The organism is Flavobacterium sp. CS20 (assembly GCF_018080005.1).
Taxonomy (GTDB): Bacteria; Bacteroidota; Bacteroidia; order Flavobacteriales; family Flavobacteriaceae; genus Psychroflexus.
Window position 1 is genome coordinate 3,027,137 of sequence record NZ_CP073015.1, and the last position, 20,721, is coordinate 3,047,857.

Below are 20,721 nucleotides of genomic sequence, written 5' to 3' on the forward strand. Positions count from 1 at the left end.
TTAAAGTCAATGTCAGATTCTAGAAACTATGCTGGACAATTTCTCAAAAAAATTAACAAACGTGTAAATTGGCATAGTCATTTTACACTTTTTATTTTGTCTTTTCTTATCGCTTTTGGGCTTTTTTATTTAGTTAGCGATTCACAATTTAATGATACTCAGAATTATGTACTCTTTATTTTGTTTCTTTCTATTGCACTTTGGGTTACCGAAGCTATACCGCCTTTTGCTGTTGGTATTTTAATTATTGGCTATTTGGTTTTTACCCTTGGTAAAGACGAACCAGAAAACGTCAAAAAATATGTTCAAACTTGGTCAGATAGTGTGATATGGCTGTTTTTGGGTGGATTTTTTCTTGCCGAAGCCATGAAAAAAACAGGTTTAGATAAAGATTTATTGAGAATAACCATTCCAAAATTTGGAAATAAATCTAATGTTATTCTTCTCGGCTTGATGATGTTAACTGCAGTTTTGTCAATGTTGATGAGTAACACCGCAACAACTGCTATGATGATTGCTACAATTACACCAATATTAAAAAATTTAGGGTCTAAAGCAAGACTATCAAAAAATTTACTCATAGGCATTCCTGCAAAGATCGGTTGGCGGTATGGGAACCATCATAGGTTCGGCACCAAATGCCATTGTTGTTGGAGCTTTAGAAGGTGTTGGTATCAGAATTTCTTTTTTAGAATGGATGTTGTTTGGTATTCCAATAGCCTTAATTTTAATCTTAGTGTTTTGGTATGCCTTACTGAAAAAAAACCCCATTCAAACGAAGACTCTCCAACTTGAGAATTTATTTAATACTGCAGAAGACGCACCTCCTCAAAAACACGCCAAGCTACACAAACGATTAACTTTAATAATTTTAGCAGGAACACTAATATTATGGTTAACTTCAGGTTTTACAGGTATTCCTGTGGCAGTTGTTTCTGGTATTCCTATTATGGCTTTAACGATGTTTTCAATCATTGAGTCAGACGAAGTCAGGGCTTTACCTTGGGATACTTTGATGTTAGTTGCTGGCGGTTTAGCACTTGGTTTAGCTGTTCAAGAACAAGGTTTGGCACAGTATTTTGTGAGTTTAATTCCAACTTCAGATATTAACATTTATATTCTATATATAGCATTTGGATTATTTACAGTTGCATTTTCAAATATTATGAGTAACACAGCCACAGCAACCATATTTATACCTATTGCTATTTCTTTAATTATGAGCATTGATGTATCAAATGCTATAACTTTACCCATGATTATTGGGCTCTCTGCATCTTGTGCTTTGTTGCTTCCAGTGTCAACACCGCCAAACGCTATTGCCTTTAGCACAGGAATGCTCAAACAATCAGATTTTAGATTTGGTGGGATTTTTATTGGTTTGCTTGGACCATTTGTGGTAATTATGTGGTCAATGTTGATGATAGGGATGTTTTATTAGAACTCACTAAAAAAATTGTTAGAAAGCTGTTTGTTTAATTTTAATATAATTACTTTGTTCTTAAAAACTATTTTATTATGAGATTTTCATTTTCTTTATTTTTTTATTTTTTTGTCTTTTCAACAAGTTTTGGTCAATCTGAAAAAAATAAAGTTTCAAAATTTTATCAAGATTATAGTGAATATTTTGAGTTGCCCCGAGAGTCACTTTATCTTCACTTAAACAAAAGTAGTTATTTAAGAGGTGAAAATTTATGGTTTAGCGGTTATGCCTACGACAGACAAACCGGAAAGCTGAGCCCAAAAGTTCGAAATGTCGAGCTTAGGCTTTATGATGAAAAAGGTATAATGCTTCAGAAAAAATTATATCTTTCTATAGACGGAAAATTTAATGGTCAAATTGCTATAGATTCTACTTTTAATGACGGTGCATATTACCTTAAAGCTGAGACAAATTGGATGAAAAATTTTAATGAGGATTATGCTCACCTTCAACAATTTGAAATTATAGGTTCAAGTCAGACTAACACCAAACAAACTTTAAAGGCTTATGATTTACAAATCTTACCCGAAGGTGGGCATAGCGTTATTGACTGTGAAGGAGTCTTAGGTTTAAAGCTCATCAATGAACAAGGTTTAGGGGTTGAATTTGAAGCTGAACTTCTTGATAATGAAGTCCCAATTTTTAATTTTAAAAGCAATCGTTTTGGTTTAGCGAGACTAGATTTAAAACCTGAACCCGATAAAGTTTACAAAATTAAAGTCAAACTTCCTAATGGTAAAACAATAATAAAAACCGTTGACAATATCAAAACTTATGGTTATGACTTAAGGGTAAATAATATTATACCTGGTCAAACTCAAATCTACGTGTCATCTCATTTGTCTTCTTCATCTCAATACAACAATCGTCAAGTCAAATTATTGGTTCATCAAGAAGGTAAGCGTTTTGAAATACCCATAGAATTCTCAAAAGATAAAACTAGCATTGCTAAAGTTATCAATAAACAACAACTTTTTTATGGCGTGAATACTATCACATTATTAGTTGATGATGAACCTGTAGCCGAAAGATTAATCTTCATCAGAAAAAACAGCATCAACAATAAAAAAGATATTGATATTTCTGTAGAAAATTTTAAAAACGATACTCTGACTTTAAATCTGGCACTGCCTAACTACAGTGAAAAGGCACATCTCAGTATTTCTGTACTACCAGAAAATACTATTTCATATATTAAAAATCAAAATATTACATCTGCTCTTTTATTAGAACCTTTTGTGAATGGATATATAGAAAATAAACCTTATTACTTCAGCAATCCCAATCGTATTGTTGATTATAATCTTGATTTGCTATTGCTTACACAAGGATGGAGTCAATACAAGTGGAACAATATTTTTAACAAACCACCAAATGAAATTTATAAACGTAAAGATGGTCTAACGCAAAATGTTAATTTTAACGGTAAAATCCCTGATGATGTAGATAAACTTCTCATTTATAGCACAATTTATAATAAGGAGCAAGTGTTTGCATTAAGTGTTGATCAAACATTAAAACTTAAAAATAGATATCCATTAATTGGTGAGAAGATGGAATTTTCTTTCATCAACAAAAATAAAGATTTTATTAGACCGAATGTGGTTGTTGGTACTGAATTACAACTTAATAACGATAAGTTGAACAATAAAGATTTATTACCACCGCTTTCCAATTTGAGACAATTAAAGCTTGAACTCGATAATAACCGTCTTTATGCCAACTTTTTAGAAGGTGAACTTTTAGACGAAGTTATCGTTAAAGCTTCAAAAGAAAAAGAAGATAAAATCCAAAAAAACTTTGCATCTAATTTTAAAGATAATACCATAAAAGTCGATGAAGAGATGGCTACAACTTATCCTTTACTTTCAGATTATTTAAGCTATAGAGGTTATTTGGTAACAGACAATACGTCTAATTTTAGTATAAGAAATTTGACAAGAACATCTATTAATGGTAGCAATACACCAGTAGTTTACCTCAATGGGGTTCAATTGAACGACTTGTCAATTTTAGGTGGTTCACGTACAGCAGATTATGAAGAAATTTATATTGACAAAACTGGCTATGGTGGTGGTGTGCAAGGAGCAACAGGTATTATTAGGCTTCAGTCTAGAAAAACAGCTTTATTTACTAACGAAAATTCTGCCAAAACAGAATTACCCTATGCACAGTTTGAAATTAAAAAAGGGTTTGAGCCACCTAAACAATTCTACATGCCAGAATATGCATTTTTTCTAACCGATTCTTTCCAGCAAGTTGGTACTTTAGCATGGTTTCCTGATGTTGTAATAGAGCCTAATAAAAACACAAAACTCAATATTTTTGATACTGAACTTTACAAATTCAAATTGTTTATTGAAGGTATTGGTGAAGACGGTAGTATAATCAATATAGAAAAAATAATTAAAAGAAATTAAACTTAGAACTCACTCGTAAAATGAAACTTTAAACTCTTGTATTTATCTTGCGTCATTTGTAACGAAAAAGCAGAATCTGCTAAAAACACCAACTGATTGCGTTTGTCTCTAGCGAGGTATTTAGATTTTATTCGGGTAAATTCTTTAAACTCTTCGCTGTTTTCATCCTCAACCTCTATCCAACAGGCTTTATGCACGTTGATATTTTCATAAGAACATTTAGCACCGTATTCGTGTTCAAGTCTATATTGAATCACTTCGTATTGTAAAGCTCCAACCGTTCCTATTATTTTTCTGTTGTTCATTTCTAAAGTAAAAAGTTGAGCCACTCCTTCATCCATCAATTGATTGATGCCTTTGTTGAGTTGTTTTGATTTCATCGGGTCAGCATTGTTGATATATCTGAAATGCTCTGGCGAAAAGTTTGGTATCCCTTTATACATCAATTTTTCACCTTCTGTTAGTGTATCACCAATTTTAAAATTTCCCGTGTCGTGAAGACCGACAATATCGCCAGGATACATCTCATTTACTACTTGTTTTTTCTCAGCAAAAAAAGCATTAGGACTAGAAAATTTTAAATTTTTGCCTTGTCTCACGTGTAGGTAAGGTTTGTTACGTTCAAATTTTCCAGACACGACTTTTACGAACGCTAATCTGTCTCGGTGTCTCGGATCCATATTGGCGTGGATTTTAAACACAAATCCTGTGAATTGATCTTCATCAGGTTTCACTTCTCGTATATCACTCATTTTTGAGCGTGGTGATGGTGCAATTGTGATAAAACAATCCAATAACTCTCTCACGCCAAAATTGTTCAAAGCAGACCCAAAAAATACAGGTTGTAAGTTTCCTTTTTTATAAGCATCAATATCAAAATCTGGGTAAACACCTGTAGCTAATTCCACTTCATCTCTTAAATTCTTAGCGGCGGTTTCGCCTAACAATTCATCTAAATCTGGTTTGGATAGATCATTGATTTCTATGGTGTCTTCAATATCTTTTCGTGGGTCGCCAGTAAATAAATTGATATTGCTTTCCCAAATATTATAAATCCCTTTAAAATCATATCCCATTCCAATTGGGAAACTCAAAGGCGTCACCTTCAAATCTAATTTTTGCTCTATTTCATCGAGTAGTTCAAAAGCATCTTTACCTTCACGGTCGAGTTTATTGATAAACACAATCATCGGGATGTTGCGCATACGACAAACTTTCACCAACTTTTCGGTTTGTTCTTCAACGCCTTTTGCCACATCTATCACCACTATAACGCTATCTACAGCCGTTAAAGTTCTAAAGGTATCTTCTGCAAAATCTTTGTGACCTGGCGTATCTAAGATGTTGATTTTATTGTTTTTATATTCAAATCCTAAGACAGATGTGGCAACAGAAATACCACGTTGGCGTTCAATCTCCATAAAGTCACTCGTCGCACCTTTTTTGATTTTATTTGATTTTACAGCGCCAGCTTCGTTTATAGCACCGCCAAATAACAATAATTTTTCAGTTAATGTTGTTTTTCCTGCATCTGGGTGCGACACAATACCAAAGGTACGTCGCCTGTTGATTTCGTCTTTAAATTTCATGCTGCAAATTTAATTTTTTAACCAGAATAGGCGAGGAGAGAAGCTAAATCTTTTTTTAAAGGAGCTTGGTATTAAAATTAACGTGAGTTCGATTTATTGAAAACTGTAAATCAGATGATTACATGTTTTTGTAAGCAAATTTTATCATTTCGAACGAAGAATGAGGAGAAATCTCATCCTACAGAGATGTCTCGTCGCTCATGCTTCGCTCTATCGACATGACAAATGATTAAATATCTGTATTTTATATGAATATATTTTATTGGAATTTATATCGAACTCACGTTATTTTAAATGTCTCCCTTATATACGTGGTTTTTAAAATACCAGCCTGCTGTAGGTAGGTAAGTCAGTATTATACATTCATCTTATTAACGATATTATTCATTCAAATTGTCTCTTATTGAATTTAAACAATAAAAAAAAGAACAAAGTGAATTGTTCACTTTGTTCTTTATGAGCTTAGATATTAAAAAGATTTACTTTTTAAGTTTAATCATTACTTTTCTAGCTAATTTTCTAGAGTAAGTTGTGTTTGAATCTATATTTGGGTTAACACCTGAACCAATGGATTCAATACGAGACTCACTTATGCCAGCAGAGACTAAAATGTCTTTAATATATTTTGATCTTTTTTCAGATAAAATTTTATTGTATTCTTTATTGCCTATGCTATCTGTATATCCGATAAGCTGAATAGTTTCGTTAGGATTTTGTTTTAAGAAAGTAATAACGGAATTAACATCATTAATTGAAGCGACTTCAGGATAGACTTTGTCAAATCCAAAATAAACATTAACATAACCTTGTTCAACAAGTGATTTAAATGTACCACTACCACCTGATGTTTTAGATTTATTCAAATCAGATTTTGTAGCATAAGTTTTATTGAGTTCTTTTTCTAACTCATCAGGAACACCATTTTGATTTTGATCTATAGCAATTCCTTTAGTGTTCACAGCAACACCGTTGACAGTGTTAGGTTCATTATCAAGGTAATCAGGAACACCATCACGATCAGTGTCTGAAAGCTTATCTTTTAAGTCGTTAATTTCTTCTTTTAAAGATTGTGTTTCTGCATTTTCACTATGTTCTAAATGATACCAATCAATATTTTTTTGGCTTTTGCCCAAATTAATATTTAAACCAATAGACGCATTGAGCATTAAGCCATCAACCGAACCTGTAGTTGTATGACTAAATCCATCCCAATTAAATTGTTGAGTGGCATTAGCAAGCCCCATGAAATCCATCTTGAGTGAGACTTTATCGCTAATTTTATACATTGGGGTAAAACCTATAACAGCAGTGGCTGTGTAGTCCTCACCATCTGAAAAGTCAGTGGTTAAAACACCGACGCCAAAACCACCATATATTTGCAAGTTAAATCTTTGAGTCCAATTTTGGAAGTCTAATACGCTCCCTAAGTTTAAAACTCCTTCTAAACTTGATTGGATATAAGTCGAATTAAATTCAAATGTTGATTCATCTTCGTTTTCTGAAATATCATTGTATCCACCTTTTAATCTTAAACCAAATTTATCGTTAAACATATATCTAACAGCTAGATCTGCGTGCAAACCTGAAAAGGTTTTTGTGTTGGCAGTTTCAAAGATATTAAGTGAAGGGTTTGAAATATTTGTAAGAGTTCTTCCTGCTTTATTTCCACCTACACCAAATTCTATAAACCACTGATTGTAATCATCGAACTGAGATTTTTTATCGCTATCATTTTTTTCTTGAGAAAAAGCTATGGTCGATAAGAGAACAGATAATAATAAGATTAAGTTTTTCATTTTACTAAAATTTATAATTAGATTTATGCTTGGTTAATTTAAAACATATGCAAATTACGTGAAATATTAATAAAAAAACAAATTAAAAACCAACTTAGTAAAATATTATTTTAAAATTTCTAATTTTGCGAATTTTAATAACAATTTTTTTAAGCCAGCTTCTTCAAAATTTATCTCAGCCTTTTTGTCTTGACCAATGCCAGAAACGCCTATAACTTTTCCTTTACCAAACCTGCCGTGTTTAACTATTTGCCCAGACTTTATAGACATAACTACTTCATTAACAGAAGTTTGAGATGTGATCGGTTTAACTTTTCTCAATTTTCTTAATTGATTTTCAGTGGGTTTATGACTTGGTGGTGGTGTCCCTTTTTTAGGTTTGGTTTGACGTAGTTTAGATTTATCAACTTCATCAAAAATATCAGCGTCAATTTGGGGTTTGTAGCGATAAGAATCTTCTGAGATGTTATATTCTAATGCTGTATCATCAATTTCATCAATAAATCGACTTGGTTCTGCATCAATCAATTTTCCCCAACGGTAGCGGGATAAGGTATAAGTGATGTAAGCTTGTTTTTCGGCTCGTGTCAAAGCCACATAAAACAATCGGCGTTCTTCTTCAAGTTCACTTCGTGTATTCATGCTCATAGCCGAAGGAAACAAATCTTCTTCCATACCTACAATAAAGACATAAGGAAACTCTAAGCCTTTTGCTAAATGCACCGTCATTAATGATACCCGATTGCTATCGCCTTTTTCATTATCAAAATCGGTTGCCAGAGCAACGTCTTCTAAAAATTCACTAATTGAACCTGTGGCGTCTTCCACTTCATTTTGTCCTTCTACAAAATCTTTAACCCCATTGAGCAATTCTTCTAAATTTTCAACTCTTGTTATTCCTTCTGGCGTGCCGTCTTTTTTGAATTCTTGAAGTAAACCTGTTTTTTTAATCACCAAATCGGTGAGCTCAAAAGCATTGAGTTTTTGAGCCGTAATCTGAAAACTCTTAATCATATTCACAAAATTAATCAGCTTGGTTTGGATACCTTTATTGATAGGTAAGTCAATTTTTTGAATATTTTCGATGACTTCAAAAATAGAACGCTTGTAGTGATTAGCCGCCAATACCAATTTATCTAAAGTGGTTTGACCAATGCCACGAGCAGGATAATTGATTACTCGCTTGAGTGATTCTTCATCTTTGGGATTAACTATTAGTCGTAAATAAGCCAAAGTATCTTTTATTTCTTTACGCTGATAAAAAGACAAACCACCAAAAATGCGATATGGCATATCTTTTTTTCGCAAGGCGTCTTCCATAGCTCGACTTTGAGCATTGGTGCGATACAAAATGGCAAACTGGTCGTAATCCAATTGATTTTGCATCTGCAATTCAAATATGGTTGAAGCTACATATCGCCCTTCTTCAGCATCATTGAGTAAACGATTAACTTTTATCTTATCGCCTTGTGTATTTGAAGTCCAAACTACTTTTTCCAGACGTTTTTTATTTTTTTCTATCACCGAATTCGTCGCTTGCACCAAAGTTTTAGTCGAACGGTAATTTTGCTCAAGTTTGTAAGTTTTTACCTCATCATAATCTCTTTGAAAATTGAGAATATTATTGATGTTGGCACCTCTAAACGCATAGATACTTTGGGCGTCATCACCAACCACACAAATGTTTTGATATCTATCACTTAAAGCTTTTACAATTAAATACTGAGAGTGATTCGTATCTTGATACTCATCCACCAAAATATACTGAAAACGGTGTTGATATTTAGATAAAACATCAGGAAATCGCGTTAATAACTCATTGGTTTTTAACAATAAATCGTCAAAATCCATTGCTCCAGCTTTAAAACAACGTTTGACGTATTCTTCATAAATATCACCCAAGCGTGGTCGTTTTGCCATGGCATCAGCTTCTTGAAGTTCGGGATTTTGCCGATAAGCTTTAACGGTGATTAAGCTATTTTTATAAGATGAAATTCTGGAATAGACTTGTTTATATTTATAAACATCTTTGTCTAAATTCATTTCTTTGATGATACTATTGACCAATCTCTGAGAATCTTGGGTATCATAAATGGTAAAATTGGATGGAAAACCCAGTTTATCAGCTTCAAATCTCAGTAATCTTGCAAATACAGAGTGAAACGTTCCCATCCACAAATTCTTTGCTTCACTTGAACCAACAATTTTGGCAATACGATTTTTCATCTCACGAGTCGCCTTGTTGGTAAAAGTCAATGCTAAAATATTAAAAGGATCAACACCTTGATTCATCAAGTGAGCGATGCGGTAGGTCAACACTCTGGTTTTACCCGAACCTGCACCAGCTATAACTATCATTGGCCCATCTTTTTGCAATACGGGTTCGCGTTGGGCGTCATTCAATTCGTCTAAATATGCTTGCAAATTATCAGTTTTTTTAAAATTTCAAAATTAAATAAACCTTAATGAATTTAAGCTGAGATTGTATTTTAATTTCAAAACGTATTTTGATAGATTAAGGACAAGTAATGTAAGGAATTTGAAGAACTCCATTTTTTTTATCGATATCCGTTAGTGTTAAGAATACTCAAAATTACCCCTTTTTCTTGCTTCACCCTTATATATTTATATCTGAAGTACGCATCTTTCTCAAAGGCATACTCTTAGGGAAGGTTTAGTTTATGTTGAATCAGATTTGAAAGGTTTACGGCTTTTTGCGTTAGCTTAGCCATTTACAAATATATGATTTGTAAATAAAGTATATGGTGCACTCACTAAATTTATATCAAATTTTAAAGATGGTTCAACTCTTGAACTCGCATTATGAATTCTAAAAGATATTTGCCAACCTTCATTTAGAGAAACTAGCAAAGTCGTTGTTGAGTTTTCTTGATAAACTATGTCGATTAGCCTTGACGGCAATTTCAATTTAGGAATTTTTGCTTTTGGTTTTACTTTTTCAAATGGTAAATTTAAAGTTCCGTGCAAATTATAAGCTTGAATTTCAACTTTTTTATTGCCTTTAATCACTTTGTAAGAATCCTGATTTCCAATTAAATATTGAACCAAATTTTCTGCCACTATATTTGGGTTTTCTTTGTCTAAACGAAGTAATTCTTTTTTGAAAGCATTTAAAATTGGAATGTAAACCACTTCGTGCATATTCTCAATTGAAGACCATTTAATTGATTTGTCACTATCTCTTAAATCTGTAAGCATATCGAAAACTGGCTTTATTTCTTCAAAATAATCTTGCGAACAAGAAGCACCAAGCCATTTTTTACCAAAATTTATCTTTTGTGATAATCTTGAATGTTTTACAGCTCTATGATTATTTTTTGCAGAAATACCAATCTCCCATTTTTGTAAAGAGCGAATTATCAAAACATCTCGAACATCTCCAGTTTGTCCAGCTTGATCGCTGACTAATTCTAAAACTAAAATATCATCTTCATTAATTCCATTTGATAATCTAGGTTCGATATCTATAAGAAAATTAATTGAAGCACTTGCTGTTATATTAAAAGTTTCTTGCTCTTGCTCTTTAAAACTTTCAAAGAAGCCTTTAGCAGTTATATAAGGTTCATTTTTTGTGATTGATACACTTGTTATGTTTTTTAAACGCTCATAAAACTCAGTAAGCAGGGCATACTCAAAAGCCTTACCGTTTACTGTTTGACTTGCCATAAATTAAGATAAAATATTTTCTAGCTTCATATTTCTTTTAGAAACTGTTTTTTGTTTCTTTTCTGTATTTTCAATTTGTGATTTTATACTAATTGCAATATGATTTGCGAGATTAACAGGAACAGCATTGCCAATCATTTTATATCCAGTTGCAATATGATTGTAATAAAAAATAAAATCATCAGGAAAAGTCTGGATTCTTGCACATTCCCTGACGCTTAATCTACGATATAAATACTCTTTCCCAGGCACAAAAATACGTTTGTTTTGTTCTATGAATTTCATTTTTGGTGCTTGTGGATGAATAGGGGCGTGTCGCCCTCCTGCTTGAATTGTGTAAGATTGTTCATTCCAACTTCTCACTCTATTTCTAGACATAAACATAGATGAAAAACCACCAATCATATATTCGTGATTTGGGACTTTACAATTTTCTTTATTGGTTTTATTACCGTCCTTTGCAGGAACAGCTGAATTTTGTAAATCAGCAATTTTTTGTTGAAGCGTTACTTTTTCTTTTAATGGTTTTGGAAATTCAAAATTGAAATTAAGATCTTTCCGAATACCAATAAAAAAGACTCGTTTACGGTCTTGAGGAACGTCAAAATCTGATGCGTTTAACAGTTTGAAAGATAAATTATAACCAGCATTTTCAAAAAGTTGTTTTATCGTTTTTAGAGCTTCACTATGTCTGTTTAACAGCATTCCACTAACATTTTCCGCAAGAAAAAATTTAGGCTGTTTTGCTTCTAATATTCTGATAAAATCAAAAAATAATTGTCCTCGTTTGTCATTTATCCCACGTTTTGACCCAGCTTCACTCCAACTTTGGCAAGGTGGACCACCAATAATTCCATCACATTCAGGAACTTCGTCAGACTTTATTTCTACAATACTACGTCTATCAAGAATAGTATTCTTATGATTTTTTTCGTAGGTTTCCCAAATGTTTCTATCATATTCGTTCGCCCAAACAACATTAAAACCTGCTTTTTGAAATCCTAAATCGAGTCCGCCAGCTCCCGCAAAAAATGATACTAAATTCATATAATTACTGTGTTTGAAGTGATTTATTAAGCGCTCTTCTGTATTCTGCTTTTTGTTCAGCGACTTGTAAAAGTTGTTTTGTGCAATTTGTTTCGTAAATATGTTTTCCTATTTGGTCGGTTACATATTCGTTCCTCAATTCATTTAGATTTAATTTAAAGATTTTTGCAAGTTTTGGCAAGCGTTTTTCATCAAAATCTCTTTTTCCATTTTCAATTTTACTCAAATTTGCAGAGTCTAAATTCAGTCTAAGTGCAAGCTGAGTTAAAGTAAGTCCGTTTTCGTTTCTTAAAAGTCGGATGTATTCTCCAAATGTGGTTTCCATAAGACTTGTCATTTTTTGACAAATCTAATCTTTTTGTTTGAATAGTCAATTCAAATGTTGCAAAATTTCTGTTTAAGATTTGAATTATATTATAGAAAAAACTAAAAGTGATCAATTAATAAAATAGGTTTAGTATTAAACCTAACTAAATTGTATTTATCAATGATTATCTTTACACCCAAATTTTTTTAAACAATGACAGATTTTAATTTTTCAATTTTAGTATCTTTCTTTTTATCAAGCCTAATTGTTGGTGGTATAGCTTTTTATTTTTTTAAAACCCATATCGAGCATCTTCAGCAAAAACAACGTTTAGATATTCGACTTAAATATCAAAAAGAAACCTTGCCTATTCGCATACAAGCTTATGAAAGATTGGCTCTACTCTCAGAACGGTTATCTTTAGGTAATTTACTCAACCGAGTTACACCCATAAGCAATGACAAAAATGCCTACGAAGACTTACTTATTAAAACCATCGACCAAGAATTTGAGCACAATTTAGTGCAACAAATATATGTGAGCAATCAATGTTGGAATGTGATTAAAACCGCTAAAAACAGCACGATTTCTAAAATCAGAAAAACCAATATGAGCGAAAACATTAGCGATGCATTCAAACTCCGAGAAACATTATTAAGAGATTTACTCGACCAACAAAATTCACCAAATGACATAGCTTTACAACTGATTAAAAAAGAGTTAAGGACGTTGTTTTAAGTTTAAATTTCTTGCATCTTAATTGATTTGTAGAATCACTAAAATGGCTCTACTTTTGTAATCCAAACAATAAAAAATATGAAAGCATACGTATTTCCAGGACAAGGTGCTCAATTTTCAGGTATGGGACTTGATCTTTATGAAAATTCAAAAATAGGCAAACAACTTTTTGAAGATGCCAATGCTATTTTAGGCTTTCATATCACAAAAACGATGTTTGAAGGCTCTGCAGAAGACCTCAAACAAACTGAAATCACACAACCTGCAATATTTTTACATTCCGTCATTTTAAGTCAAGTTATAGGCGATAAATTTCAACCTGATATGGTGGCTGGTCATTCACTGGGTGAGTTTTCAGCTTTGGTGGCTAATGGCACTTTAAGTTTTGAAGATGGCTTAAAACTGGTACATCAGCGTGCCATAGCTATGCAAAAAGCCTGCGAAGCTCAAGAATCTACTATGGCAGCGGTTCTCGGACTTGCAGATGATGTTGTGGAAAACGTTTGTGATAGCACCGAAGGCATTGTTGTTCCAGCAAATTATAACTGCCCTGGTCAATTGGTGATTTCTGGCGAAGTAGAAGCAATAAATGCAGCTTGCAAAACTTTAAAAGAAAAAGGAGCTAAACGAGCCTTAGTATTGCCTGTTGGTGGAGCATTTCATTCGCCTTTGATGGCTCCTGCCAAAGAAGCCTTGGCTACTGCTATTGAAAATACCAATTTTTCAAAACCACAGTGTCCAATCTATCAAAACGTCAATGCTAAAGCCGTTGAAAATCCTGAAGACATCAAAAAAAATCTGGTTGAACAACTTACATCTGCTGTAAGATGGACACAAATTATGCAACATATGCTCAACGACGGCATGACACAATACATCGAAGTTGGTCCTGGTAAAGTGCTTCAAGGTTTAATGAAAAAAATTGACCGTAGGTTTCCAACTGAAAGTGCAAGTATTTAAATGATGAGTAAAATTAGAATCACAAAACAGTTTACCTTTGAAATGGCTCATGCCTTACACGGTTATGATGGCAAATGTAAAAATATACACGGTCATAGCTACAAACTTGACGTCTGTGTGATGGGTTCGCCAATTGAAGATAACACAAATCCAAAATGTGGAATGGTGATAGATTTTGGCGACTTAAAACATATTGTAAAATCTGAAATAGTTGATGTTTTAGACCACGCCATTATGCTTAATATTAACTCACCTCATCAAACTTTAGCTCAAGAATTAGAGTCTTCTGGACACAAAATTGTTGAAGTTAATTACCAACCAACAAGCGAAAATATGGTAGCTGATTTTGCAAATAAAATCCAAGCCAAATTGCATAAAAATCTCAAGCTTCATTCTATAAAATTAAGAGAAACTGAAACCGCTTTTGCTGAATGGTTTGCTACTGATCAACAATAGTAAATAACTTGATTTCGACTATGTTTAAGCCAAGCAAAAAAACGTCATTGGTAGTTAGATAATTTGATATGGATTTAAGGTTTTAAAATGGTTCACACAAAATTAATGTTAATCCCACATCATAAAAGACTTTAATTGCTTATTTTTGTCATAAACCCATTATAAAAAATTAGAACTTATGAGAGTAACTGTTAGTTTAATTATGCTATCTATTGTAATGTCTTCTTGCGTTTCTAAAAAGAAATTTGCTGAAGTCGAAAATAAGTATCAAGAAACTAAAGCTATGCTTGATAATGCTACAATGAAGCTTAATATTTGTCTAGATGAGAAAAAAGCTTTGACTAAGTCTTACGAAGAACAGCTTAAAACATTACAACGCACCAATGAAGCTTTAATTAGCACGCAAGGCGATTTAACTACTTTAACGCAAAAAGGTGCTGAAAATTTAGAGAAGACTTTAGAAAGTATGAAAGAAAAAGATCTTCAAATCAAAACTATGCGTGATGCTATCAATAGAAAAGATAGTGTAACATTAGCATTGGTAACAAGTTTGAAAAGTGCCGTTGGCAATATGGACGATGAAGATATTCAAATTAACGTAGAAAAAGGTGTTGTATTTGTTTCCATTTCAGACAAACTACTTTTTGGCAGCGGTCAATACCAATTAACAGACAGAGCCAAAGAAGTTCTTGGAAAAGTTGCCAAAGTGATAAAAGCAAAACCTGATTTTGAATTTATGGTTGAAGGTCATACTGACAACGTGCCTATTTCAAAACCATGCTTTGAAGATAATTGGGATTTAAGCACCAAAAGAGCAACTTCCGTTGTGAGAGTTCTTCAAAATGAGTATAATGTTGATCCAAGTAGAATGGTAGCAGCTGGTAGAGGTGAATATGTGCCTTTAGAATCTAACAGTGATAAACTTGGAAGAGCGAGAAATAGACGAACAAAAATTATAGTTTTACCAAAACTCGATCAATTTTATAACATGATTGAACAAGGTATGAAAAAGCTTTAAAAACTATCAAAAAGATATAAAACCTCAGCTTGCTGAGGTTTTTTTATGCCGAAATGTCAGGTGTTTTTATAAATAATAAAATATTTAAAAACTAAGCTGATATCAGTTATAGTCTTGTTTTAAAGAATATTTGTATTATATGTTAAGCAAACTTATTACTCTAATTCGTTACTCTGCATAATCATTGTAGTATATATGGCAACTATTAATTTTAAAATTAAAATATGAAAGTATTAGTTATTGGAGCTGGAAATATGGGGCTTACTTATTCTGAAGGTATGGCTCAGTCGGCTTTGCTCAACAGACGCAAATTAATGATTCACGATGTTTCTACAGAAACTATTGAATTGCTCAGAAAAGATGAACAATTTGATGTTTATGAAAAAATAGAAGATTGTTTGCCTGATGCAGACATCGTTTTTATAGCTGTAAAGCCTTATCACTGCGAAGATTTGTTTAAAAACATAAAACCCTACGTCAACAATCAACAAATTTTTGTATCCCTAATGGCTGGTGTGACCATTGCTAAAATTCAAGATTTATTAGGTATTGATAAGGTGGTGCGTACCATGCCAAACCTTCCTGCTAAGGTTGGTAAAGGCGTTACTTCTTTTACTGAATCTGATAGCGTTTCAAGAGTTGAATTGCTTATGATAAGAAACCTACTCGATACCACTGGTGCATCAATTCACGTTAAAGACGAAGATTTTATCAATAAATCTACTGGAATTTCTGGAAGTGGACCAGCTTACATTTTTTACTTTATGCAATCTATGCTTGAAGTCGCCAAAAAAATGGGCTTTTCAGATAATGACTCTAAAGTGTTAGTCAGCAATACCTTTGAAGGTGCGGTAAAATTGTTTAATGATTCAGACCTATCGCCAGAAACCTGGATGGATCGTGTAGCTTCTAAAGGCGGAACAACTCGTGCAGCCCTCGATTCTATGGACGATAATAACGTAAAAGAACTTATTAAAGATGCGACTTATGCAACTTTCAACAGAGCTGTAGAATTAGGTGAATAAAACTTATAATCTATGTTTAAAAAACGAATAGTTGTAAAAGTAGGAACCAATGTGATGACCAATAGAAATAATCGTATTGTTGGTCCTATTCTTAAAAATTTGGTCAGACAAATCGCTTACTTGTACGAACGTGATATCATTACTGTTTTAGTGTCATCGGGTTCTGCTATTGCTGGTAGAGAAGTTCTCGGCAAAAGCAATGAAGAAAACCCTTCTGTGAGGCGACAGATTTATTCTTCGGTAGGTCAACCAAGAATGATGAGACATTATTATACTATGTTTCATGATTTTGGTATGCGTTGTGCTCAAGTTTTGGCTACCAAAAGAGATTTTGCCCCTGGTAAATATCGCCAAAATATGATAAATTGTTACGAGGGACTTCTAAAAGAAGGTGTTATTCCTATTGCTAATGAAGATGATGCCGTTTCGCTGTCTATGTCAATGTTTACTGACAATGATGAGTTAGCAAGCCTTGTTGCTGATTTAGTAAATGCTGACACAATGATTATGTTGACCGATATTGACGGTTTATATACCGGACATCCAGAACACGAATCTTCTGAATTATTGCACGAAGTAAAAGTGCATGAAAACGTAGAAAAATACGTTCAAGAATCTGAAAAAGGCGAAGGCGAAGGTCGTGGTGGTATGGAATCTAAACTAAGAATTGCTAAAGAAACTGCATGTAAAAATATACCAACTTATATTGCTAATGGAAAAGAAGAAAATATCATTTTAGATATTTTGGATGGCAAAAAAGTTGGGACTAAATTTTCTGTTTAATCAAAATTTAAAAATCAAATTATGAAATTATTAGATACAACAACCAAAAACAACGTTTTGCAATCTATGATGAATATTATAGAGGATAAAAGACAAGATATCATAAAAGCTAACAAAAAAGACTTGGACGCTTTCAATAGAGACGATCAAGCACTTTACGACAGACTTGTGGTTGACGACAAAAAAGTTGACGGAATGATACAAGCCATCAAAGAAGTGAAAGATCAAGATGATCCCGTTGGTAATGTGATATCAGACACCACTTTAGATAATGGTTTGAAAATTATCAATAAAACCGATCCTTTTGGAACAATATTAATCATTTATGAATCTCGTACTGATGTTACAATTGAAGTCGCTGTTTTGACCTTTAAAGCCAATAACAAAATTTTACTTAAAGGTGGAAAAGAAGCGGTAAATTCTAATATTATTTTAGAAGAATGCTGGCACAAAGCTTTAGAAGAAAATGGTTTATCCAAAGATTGGATAAAATTGATGCACATCAATAGAGAAGAAACCCAAGAGTTTTTAAGAAATCCATCTGAAAAATTAGATTTAATCGTGCCAAGAGGCGGTGAAAGATTGATTGATTTTGTTAAAACGCACGCCACTTGTGCGGTATTAATCAGTGGTCGTGGTAACAATTTTTTATATGTTTCTGAAAATGCAGATTGGGATAAAACCAAAAAAGTATTAATCAATGCTAAAACTGATAAAATTTCAGGTTGTAACGCTTTAGACAAAGTGTTAATCGATGAAAAATTGCCCGATTTTGAACAGAAAGTTGTTGATTTAGGGAATACACTAAAATCTCATAAAGTTGAAATTTTAACAGATGCCAAAGTTTCCCAAGTGCTTAAAGACGAAGCAAAAGTTGAAAATGAAGACACGTGGTATGAGGAGTTTTTGGCTATGAAAATTGTTCTATCTTCTGTAAGAAACTTTGATGAAGCTGTTGAGAAAATCAATAAATACTCAGGGAAACATTCGTCTATCATTATGACAGAAGATGCCGATGAAGTGACTCAATTTATGGAACAAATTGACTCTCTCGCTGTTTATCAAAATGCTTCTTCTCGTTTCACTGACGGCGGACAAATGGGCGTTGGTGCAGAGTTGGCTATATCAACCGATAAACTACATCACCGTGATTCACTAGGACTTAAACAATTGGTAACCAATAAATATTATGTTTATGGCGATGGACACGTAAGAGTTTAAAATAACGCGAGTTCGATTTATTGAAATCTGTAAATCAGATAATTACATATTTTTGTAAGCAAATTTTGTCATTTCGACGAAGAATGAGGAGAAATCTTATCCTACTGAGATGTCTCGTCGCTCATGCTTCGCTCTGTCAACATGACAAATGATTAAATATCTGTATTTTATATGAATATATTTTATTGGAATTTATATCGAACTCACGTTAAAATACTAAACTCTATAGTTTAAATAGCGGTCTTAAAACAGATTCTGAACTAAATTCAGAATGACAAAAGTTTTAAGACCGCTATTTTTATTTCCCCTTAAATTTGGGTTGACGCTTTTCAACAAATGCATTCACACCTTCTTGATAATCTTCGGTTTGAGCTGAAGCAATTTGATATTTAGACTCTAAAGCCAATTGGTTTTCTAAACCATTTTCAAGACTTTGGTTCATAGCTTTTTTAATAAAGGCTAAAGCTTTGGTCGGCATATTGGCGAGACGATGTGCCAGTTTATCGACTTCATTTTCAAAAGTTTCTGAAGAATAGTACGTATAAATCATCCCCATACGTTCAGCTTCAAAGGCATCAATTTTGTCACCGAGCATCGCTAGGGCAGAAGCACGTTGAAAACCGACAAGGCGAGGTAAAAAATAAGTGCCACCACTATCTGGAATAAGCCCAATTTTACTAAAAGCTTGTATAAAACTGGCTTTTTCACAAGCCACAACAATATCACAACACAATGCTAAATTGGCACCAGCACCAGCCGCAACGCCGTTAACGGCAAGAATTACAGGGATTTCTATATTTCGAATGCGAGTGACAATGGGATTGTAATGCTCTTCAAGGATTTTCTTAAACCCTGGGTTTTCGTCGGGATTGGCAACTTCTTGTAAATCTTGACCTGCACAAAATGCTTTGCCTTTACCAATCAAAACAATAGCTCTTGTTGTTTTGTCTCTTATACAATCATCGAGATGTTGTTGCGCTGATAACGCCATCTCGCGATTAAAGCTATTAAATTTTTCAGGACGATTAAGATACAGATAAGTAACGTTTTGATTTTGTGTTTTAACAATGCTTGACATAAAATAGATTTTGTTATAAAAATACAAATACAATCTTAAACATTAAATTTTATGAGTTGTTTTCTAAAGACGTATTTTCAGTAGCTTTTGTCAACTTTTCTTTTAATTCTTTATAATTTGAGGTTACAATAGAATAAGACTTGTTGTTGTTTTTCAATTTAAATCGAACGGCTGTACCGAATTTTGTATTAAATAACATATCGCCTTTCAAATTGTAACGCCAACCTATACCATACCACATTGAAGGTTTATAAATTTCAATACTTGATTGATCTATCTCTTGAAGTTTAAACTCTTTTTTAAAAACGCCTATGCCAAATTTCACCTTCAAATATTCGTTAGATAAAACTATTTTCATATCATAAAATAGGAGGAAGGCTACTAAAATAAGAGCAACATTAAAAAAAGTAAGACCAATCGGTATAGTTTCACCTTCATCATTGGTGATGTTTTCAACATTAAAGCCAATAACTAAAATGATAATGAGGACGATAATACAAACCACCCAAATCAGGATAGTATTTTGTTTTTCAAAATAGGTAATTTTAGACATATTTTTATTTTGATTTAGTTCTAACAAAAAGGGCAACAATAGCCGTCGTAACTATACCAAATATTGGTGCAAACATTAAAGATTGAAGCATATAATTTTGTGTGTTAAAATAATCAAGGGCTTCCGGCTTAGTCATCATTTCTAATTCAACGCTCTTTTCAATGGCATTACCGAAAAACTCTGGAGAGATATATTCTACCGAAGCATAAGTGCTAAGTGGTGTAAGTAAACTGATCATTAAAGTTAATATAAGTCCACTGATAAAAGCATTTTTGTAATTCATAACACCGTTATAAAACTTACGTTTTTTTTCTTTTAAAGCTAATACATAAATCAGAATAGCAGGAATGGCGTAGAGATTAGTGTAAATAGGTTGCTGTTCAATATACTCGTGATGTAAGCCTGATATTTTTTCTAAGTAAATCCACAGCAAACTCATCAATATAAAAATGATAGTCCATTTGAATTCGGTTTTGATTTTAAACATGGTTGGTTGGTTTTAAAAATTAATTTTTAAATATAATTCATTTTCTCTAATCTTTGACATATAGCTACTTTCT

At 32.8% G+C, this 20,721-nt stretch carries 18 protein-coding genes and 1 pseudogene; 10 read left to right on the plus strand and 9 right to left on the minus strand.

Translation table 11 applies throughout. The annotated features are described in order from the left end of the window. Window positions 1–9: 9 nt before the first annotated feature. The 3 genes and pseudogenes from IGB25_RS15255 to IGB25_RS14395 form a co-directional block, all read left to right on the plus strand. Window positions 10–534 (plus strand): annotated as a pseudogene (locus IGB25_RS15255) (SLC13 family permease); the annotation flags it as partial. A gap of 76 nt (window positions 535–610) precedes the next feature. After that, window positions 611–1,441, plus strand: coding sequence for an SLC13 family permease (locus tag IGB25_RS15260; protein WP_256437236.1), 831 nt, complete (start codon window positions 611–613; stop codon window positions 1,439–1,441). 77 nt (window positions 1,442–1,518) lie between these two features. After that, window positions 1,519–3,903 carry a hypothetical protein gene (locus tag IGB25_RS14395; RefSeq protein ID WP_211065591.1) on the plus strand — a complete coding sequence of 795 codons (2,385 nt, stop codon included), beginning with the start codon at window positions 1,519–1,521 and terminating at the stop codon, window positions 3,901–3,903. 2 nt (window positions 3,904–3,905) lie between these two features. On the opposite strand, the gene IGB25_RS14400 is transcribed toward IGB25_RS14395, so the two are convergent. The 6 genes from IGB25_RS14400 to IGB25_RS14425 form a co-directional block, all read right to left on the minus strand. Beyond that, window positions 3,906–5,492, minus strand: coding sequence for a peptide chain release factor 3 (locus IGB25_RS14400; RefSeq protein ID WP_211065592.1), 1,587 nt, complete (start codon window positions 5,490–5,492; stop codon window positions 3,906–3,908). Window positions 5,493–5,971: 479 nt separating this feature from the next. Continuing rightward, entirely contained in the window at window positions 5,972–7,288 is a 1,317-nt protein-coding gene (locus tag IGB25_RS14405; protein ID WP_211065593.1) for an OmpA family protein, read from the minus strand. A gap of 105 nt (window positions 7,289–7,393) precedes the next feature. Beyond that, window positions 7,394–9,712, minus strand: coding sequence for an ATP-dependent helicase (locus IGB25_RS14410; RefSeq protein ID WP_211065594.1), 2,319 nt, complete (start codon window positions 9,710–9,712; stop codon window positions 7,394–7,396). 300 nt (window positions 9,713–10,012) lie between these two features. Then, window positions 10,013–10,975 carry a HaeIII family restriction endonuclease gene (locus tag IGB25_RS14415; protein ID WP_211065595.1) on the minus strand — a complete coding sequence of 321 codons (963 nt, stop codon included), beginning with the start codon at window positions 10,973–10,975 and terminating at the stop codon, window positions 10,013–10,015. Window positions 10,976–10,978: 3 nt separating this feature from the next. Then, on the minus strand, window positions 10,979–12,022 hold the full coding sequence (locus tag IGB25_RS14420) for a DNA cytosine methyltransferase (protein ID WP_211065596.1): 1,044 nt from the start codon (window positions 12,020–12,022) through the stop codon (window positions 10,979–10,981). 4 nt (window positions 12,023–12,026) lie between these two features. After that, window positions 12,027–12,347 (minus strand): helix-turn-helix domain-containing protein, encoded by a 321-nt coding sequence (locus tag IGB25_RS14425; protein ID WP_211065597.1) that lies wholly within the window; start codon window positions 12,345–12,347, stop codon window positions 12,027–12,029. Between the two features lie 195 nt (window positions 12,348–12,542). Between IGB25_RS14425 and IGB25_RS14430 the strand changes: the two genes are divergently transcribed. The 7 genes from IGB25_RS14430 to IGB25_RS14460 all read left to right on the plus strand — a co-directional run bounded on the left by IGB25_RS14430 (window position 12,543) and on the right by IGB25_RS14460 (window position 18,530). Continuing rightward, window positions 12,543–13,067: a hypothetical protein gene (locus IGB25_RS14430; protein WP_211065598.1), complete on the plus strand. Its 525-nt coding sequence runs from the start codon at window positions 12,543–12,545 to the stop codon at window positions 13,065–13,067. Between the two features lie 78 nt (window positions 13,068–13,145). After that, window positions 13,146–14,027: an ACP S-malonyltransferase gene (gene fabD / locus IGB25_RS14435; protein WP_211065599.1), complete on the plus strand. Its 882-nt coding sequence runs from the start codon at window positions 13,146–13,148 to the stop codon at window positions 14,025–14,027. Between the two features lie 3 nt (window positions 14,028–14,030). After that, on the plus strand, window positions 14,031–14,483 hold the full coding sequence (gene queD / locus IGB25_RS14440) for a 6-carboxytetrahydropterin synthase QueD (RefSeq protein WP_211065600.1): 453 nt from the start codon (window positions 14,031–14,033) through the stop codon (window positions 14,481–14,483). 178 nt (window positions 14,484–14,661) lie between these two features. Further along, window positions 14,662–15,501 (plus strand): OmpA family protein, encoded by an 840-nt coding sequence (locus tag IGB25_RS14445; RefSeq protein ID WP_211065601.1) that lies wholly within the window; start codon window positions 14,662–14,664, stop codon window positions 15,499–15,501. Between the two features lie 224 nt (window positions 15,502–15,725). Continuing rightward, window positions 15,726–16,526, plus strand: coding sequence for a pyrroline-5-carboxylate reductase (proC, locus tag IGB25_RS14450; RefSeq protein WP_211065602.1), 801 nt, complete (start codon window positions 15,726–15,728; stop codon window positions 16,524–16,526). 12 nt (window positions 16,527–16,538) lie between these two features. After that, window positions 16,539–17,309: a glutamate 5-kinase gene (gene proB, locus IGB25_RS14455; protein WP_211065603.1), complete on the plus strand. Its 771-nt coding sequence runs from the start codon at window positions 16,539–16,541 to the stop codon at window positions 17,307–17,309. Window positions 17,310–17,330: 21 nt separating this feature from the next. Then, a complete protein-coding gene (locus IGB25_RS14460) occupies window positions 17,331–18,530 on the plus strand; it encodes a glutamate-5-semialdehyde dehydrogenase (RefSeq protein ID WP_211065604.1) in 1,200 nt (399 codons plus the stop codon). A 298-nt stretch (window positions 18,531–18,828) separates the two neighbouring features. On the opposite strand, the gene IGB25_RS14465 is transcribed toward IGB25_RS14460, so the two are convergent. From IGB25_RS14465 to IGB25_RS14475, 3 genes are read right to left on the minus strand one after another with little or no spacing between them, the layout of a single operon-like run. After that, window positions 18,829–19,608, minus strand: a complete 780-nt coding sequence (locus IGB25_RS14465) for an enoyl-CoA hydratase-related protein (protein ID WP_211065605.1) — start codon at window positions 19,606–19,608, stop codon at window positions 18,829–18,831. Window positions 19,609–19,657: 49 nt separating this feature from the next. Further along, complete coding sequence (locus IGB25_RS14470; protein ID WP_211065606.1) at window positions 19,658–20,161, minus strand: hypothetical protein; 504 nt, start codon at window positions 20,159–20,161, stop codon at window positions 19,658–19,660. 4 nt (window positions 20,162–20,165) lie between these two features. Next, on the minus strand, window positions 20,166–20,648 hold the full coding sequence (locus IGB25_RS14475; protein ID WP_211065607.1) for a DUF4199 domain-containing protein: 483 nt from the start codon (window positions 20,646–20,648) through the stop codon (window positions 20,166–20,168). Window positions 20,649–20,721 lie beyond the last annotated feature (73 nt).

Bases quoted from the DNA above. Each gene is read 5' to 3' on its own strand.
- IGB25_RS15260 (WP_256437236.1), top strand. From the start codon at position 611: ATGGGAACCATCATAGGTTCGGCACCAAATGCCATTGTTGTTGGAGCT.
- IGB25_RS14395 (WP_211065591.1), top strand. From the start codon at position 1,519: ATGAGATTTTCATTTTCTTTATTTTTTTATTTTTTTGTCTTTTCAACA.
- IGB25_RS14400 (WP_211065592.1), bottom strand. From the start codon at position 5,492: ATGAAATTTAAAGACGAAATCAACAGGCGACGTACCTTTGGTATTGTG.
- IGB25_RS14405 (WP_211065593.1), bottom strand. From the start codon at position 7,288: ATGAAAAACTTAATCTTATTATTATCTGTTCTCTTATCGACCATAGCT.
- IGB25_RS14415 (WP_211065595.1), bottom strand. From the start codon at position 10,975: ATGGCAAGTCAAACAGTAAACGGTAAGGCTTTTGAGTATGCCCTGCTT.
- IGB25_RS14420 (WP_211065596.1), bottom strand. From the start codon at position 12,022: ATGAATTTAGTATCATTTTTTGCGGGAGCTGGCGGACTCGATTTAGGA.
- IGB25_RS14425 (WP_211065597.1), bottom strand. From the start codon at position 12,347: ATGGAAACCACATTTGGAGAATACATCCGACTTTTAAGAAACGAAAAC.
- IGB25_RS14430 (WP_211065598.1), top strand. From the start codon at position 12,543: ATGACAGATTTTAATTTTTCAATTTTAGTATCTTTCTTTTTATCAAGC.
- fabD (WP_211065599.1), top strand. From the start codon at position 13,146: ATGAAAGCATACGTATTTCCAGGACAAGGTGCTCAATTTTCAGGTATG.
- queD (WP_211065600.1), top strand. From the start codon at position 14,031: ATGAGTAAAATTAGAATCACAAAACAGTTTACCTTTGAAATGGCTCAT.
- IGB25_RS14445 (WP_211065601.1), top strand. From the start codon at position 14,662: ATGAGAGTAACTGTTAGTTTAATTATGCTATCTATTGTAATGTCTTCT.
- proC (WP_211065602.1), top strand. From the start codon at position 15,726: ATGAAAGTATTAGTTATTGGAGCTGGAAATATGGGGCTTACTTATTCT.
- proB (WP_211065603.1), top strand. From the start codon at position 16,539: ATGTTTAAAAAACGAATAGTTGTAAAAGTAGGAACCAATGTGATGACC.
- IGB25_RS14460 (WP_211065604.1), top strand. From the start codon at position 17,331: ATGAAATTATTAGATACAACAACCAAAAACAACGTTTTGCAATCTATG.
- IGB25_RS14465 (WP_211065605.1), bottom strand. From the start codon at position 19,608: ATGTCAAGCATTGTTAAAACACAAAATCAAAACGTTACTTATCTGTAT.
- IGB25_RS14470 (WP_211065606.1), bottom strand. From the start codon at position 20,161: ATGTCTAAAATTACCTATTTTGAAAAACAAAATACTATCCTGATTTGG.
- IGB25_RS14475 (WP_211065607.1), bottom strand. From the start codon at position 20,648: ATGTTTAAAATCAAAACCGAATTCAAATGGACTATCATTTTTATATTG.